Annotated in this window: 3 protein-coding genes; 1 reads left to right on the top strand and 2 read right to left on the bottom strand. The window is 32.8% G+C overall.

The annotated features are described in order from the left end of the window. Positions 1 to 731: 731 nt before the first annotated feature. Together Q0543_RS09880 and Q0543_RS09875 are read right to left on the bottom strand one after the other, a co-directional pair. Positions 732 to 1256, bottom strand: coding sequence for a hypothetical protein (locus tag Q0543_RS09880; protein WP_299252057.1), 525 nt, complete (start codon positions 1254 to 1256; stop codon positions 732 to 734). A 220-nt stretch (positions 1257 to 1476) separates the two neighbouring features. Then, positions 1477 to 2040, bottom strand: coding sequence for a hypothetical protein (locus Q0543_RS09875; RefSeq protein ID WP_299252054.1), 564 nt, complete (start codon positions 2038 to 2040; stop codon positions 1477 to 1479). 370 nt (positions 2041 to 2410) lie between these two features. Here Q0543_RS09875 and Q0543_RS09870 point away from each other — a divergent pair, with 370 nt between their 5' ends. Further along, positions 2411 to 3259, top strand: coding sequence for a hypothetical protein (locus Q0543_RS09870; RefSeq protein WP_299252052.1), 849 nt, complete (start codon positions 2411 to 2413; stop codon positions 3257 to 3259). The last annotated feature ends 193 nt before the right edge of the window (positions 3260 to 3452 follow it).

Raw genomic sequence — 3452 nt, 5'->3', positions numbered from 1 at the left:
ATAAAATGTTAATGTCTTGTTGTATGCTTATTATACCACCACGCTTGCACCTAACTAGATGATACAAGCACCCGGTTGCTTGTATATTTCACTTGTTTTAAGTTATCCGTTTTATTATCCGTATAGTGTTTTTCAATCGGATACCACATTTTGAATTTTCTGTTATAAACAATAAAAATCAAAAAGTATATACCCCTAAAAATGCATTTTAAAGGCTGTATAAGCAAGTCTTTAAGCCCGTTTATTTATTCCACCAAAAGCAGGGTTTAATAAACCAAAATAGATTCATAAAAGCGTACTTATAGCGATGCGTACATTTCAAAAAGAAGAATGATTTTTTTTTTAACTTCAAAGAATTTCAGGAATGCATTTCTCTCTTTAATACGAATGTATTAGAAGCATATTTAGAGGGTATAAAAGCAAATAGCGCATTCGACAATCCATTATTTCAGCAAAAAAACAATACTCAATGTACACTATACTCTTTTTATCCTTCAAGCGAGTTCGTTTTGATTTCGCAACTAGCTTGTTATTCTTACTCCTTACTTAGGTTGCTAATATTAAAGTTTCTAAAGAAATTTCTTCCCTGTGTATAATGCAAAACTCCTTTTTGTGAAAAGGGCTACACAATAGTATTATGTTCATTGCTAAAAAAAATTGGTATTACTCTACACGAGCAATGTATTTACATTAGTTATTTTAACAATACACCTATTCAAAAGAGCATCTGTTTATTCGCTAATAATTTCATGTCCATTTTTATCTATATAATACCACAATGCACTCTTCCATATTGTATGTTCATCTATTGTTTCAAGGGTGCAAAATTTACTAACTTTTGCCCTACCATTTTCGAACGGATACGCACATGCAAATTGTGGTTGAATACAAATGATACCCTCTGCGTTTGCATATCCAATTTCATTATTTTTTACAATTCTATAAAGCCCTTCTGAAATATAATCAGGGCCATTGTCAAATGGAAATACATTATATAAAACATGCATCGTTCTATCGATAGCGACAAAACCTTCCCCATCTTTTAATACAACAGCAGCGGTTTTAAACGTATCCGTATAACACATACGAAAGGTATTAAATGGAATTATGGTATCGCCTGATCTGTTTTGATATCCACAGGCATCGTGCACAGAGTCATACATGATTACTAAATAGTCTTCCTTTGCGGTTTGTCCAAATAAGGGAAGCATTCTCAAGAAGGATGCAATAAAAATACTATATCGCAGATTATTCATATATAAGAAAAGATTGGATTCTAATTTAACTTCAACTGAATGTAGATTAAAACATTGATGTACTTCTTGTTATAAACCTACTTAGGCTTCTAAAATTAAAGTTTTACAAAGATGTTTCTTATCTGTGCATCATGCAATAACTCATTTTTATAAAAACGACTAATAATCATAGTAGGTTGCGTATTAAACTACAGATAAACGTTGTTAGGTATATATCTTGTTAACAAAATACTTCGATAAGCATCCAAATTGCCAACATACCAATTGCAAAGGGTGCTAAAAAAGTACACAATGCAACAAACATCCACAAATAGGGATTTTTATTACGCTTAGGTTTATTGCTAATTATTTGTTTAAAATCAGAGACGGAAAGTGCATACATATCTTTTTTTGAAAGTCCGCTTGTTAATGCGTTGTTCATAGTTCGTCCACGTTTAAAGGCACTTAAAATATTGGATGGATAAAATACCACGCCTAAGCCCATTGCCCACAAAGTTAACACCCATGGCAGATATAAATTAGCCCAACCACCGGCTGCAATCTCCCATGCAGACACAGCACTTTCTCCTTTCCAAGTAGTATCGTATCCCGTCACTATATGACTGATATCGTGCAAATACACATTATTTTTTCGGGCCGCAACATTGAGAATTGGGATGGAGAAAAACCCAAACTTAATCCATGCATATTTTTCATGTATACCGCCCTCCTCTCCAAAGTCGTGCTTGTCATAAAAATCTTGGATTACGCGTCCAATCGTTGCACTTGAATTTTCAGATTCCATAGCTAGCTGTTTTGTTTGTTATTGAATACAAGTAACGATTAATTCGTTGAACGAACATATATATTTAAAAAAAATTCTCTGCGCATTGATTCCACTATAAACTTCATCTTCGGTTATATTCCAATTTTAATATTCAAAAAAGCTTCATTTTGCAGGCATAGCGATTGATGTATAAATTATGCTTGGAGAGAACCATACAATCGGCAAATAGGTAAAAATACCTATTTGCCGAATTTTCAAAACCATGTAAACGCTATTTTCGTATGGAAAAAATAGTTGTAATAGTCTCTATGGTTGTTATCCCATAATATTCATTTCACAAATCACTATTTTATTAACGTTCATTCAAATTTAATTAACCTACCTCTATATGAGCGCTTTTATTGCTGACCATTTATTTGTAACTTCTTTTGTACTCGCTTTTTTACTTATCATAGTTTTACGATTTTTAAGCTGGAGAAAAAAGCCTGATCCTAAAAGTGAATTCTTTAGTTTAGTTAACATAGCCATAACATTTGGTATTTCATTATTTGTTGGTATTATTTTCATTGTAGTATTTGTTGTTTTTGCTTTTGTAGATGCAGATGATAAGGTTACAAATAGTTATTCAGAACTCACATCTCCTAAGCCAAGAATTACCATTTCGGATACTGCCGTATATGAAAACATAGGCGCGCCCAACTATATAGGTGCAAAGGTTGCATCAAGTGGTTTGAAAATACAGGATACTATTTTCCCAACGGCGTCTTTTAATAAAGGCGGACTATTTACAGGGACTCAATATCTATTAGTAAGCTACAATGAAAAGCAATATTGGGTACCACAAGATTACTGCCTAACGTATATTGATTACGCATACGACACTCAAAATCTTAAATTTAGTGCTCAAGACGAAAACGAAAATATACTTTTCTGGGAAAGAGCACAAAAATACACCAACATGTATCAAAAATATCACAGTAAAGAGGATCGAATTAATAACATTTCGAATGATACACTTATTGAGACAAGCTATTACAATTATGACGGTAATAAATGGTTAAAAATAAGCAGAAAAAAAATAAATGAGCAGTATGTATTTACTGTTGACGCTGCTGAACACCGAGGTTCAGAACCATCCATTATTCCGGGTTTAAGTTTAGACAATAAGCGCATTCCAAATTCAATTACCTGTGCGTACTACATTCAGCATGGTTCATTTTATAGAGAAGAAAAGTAAGGAGGAATGTTTATTGTTGTTATCGGCTTTAATTATCTTTATCCTAATTTAATTAATTCAACATCAAATGATCTCTATTAATGGGTTTGTCAATTGTTGGTGACCCGCTTTATTTTCAGTTCATTATACAAAGAGTTACACGGGCGGGAACACCAACAAGGGCGTAACAATCTTTAACGAAACCTTCAAGGTT

The sequence above is a fragment of the uncultured Cytophaga sp. genome (genome assembly GCF_937863595.1).
In the GTDB taxonomy this organism is placed as follows: domain Bacteria; phylum Bacteroidota; class Bacteroidia; order Cytophagales; family Cytophagaceae; genus Cytophaga.
This window is presented reverse-complemented; position numbering and strand designations above follow the sequence as displayed.

Excerpts from the sequence above, each read along its gene's own strand:
- Q0543_RS09880 (WP_299252057.1), bottom strand. The coding sequence starts at position 1,256 with ATGAATAATCTGCGATATAGTATTTTTATTGCATCCTTCTTGAGAATG.
- Q0543_RS09875 (WP_299252054.1), bottom strand. The coding sequence starts at position 2,040 with ATGGAATCTGAAAATTCAAGTGCAACGATTGGACGCGTAATCCAAGAT.
- Q0543_RS09870 (WP_299252052.1), top strand. The coding sequence starts at position 2,411 with ATGAGCGCTTTTATTGCTGACCATTTATTTGTAACTTCTTTTGTACTC.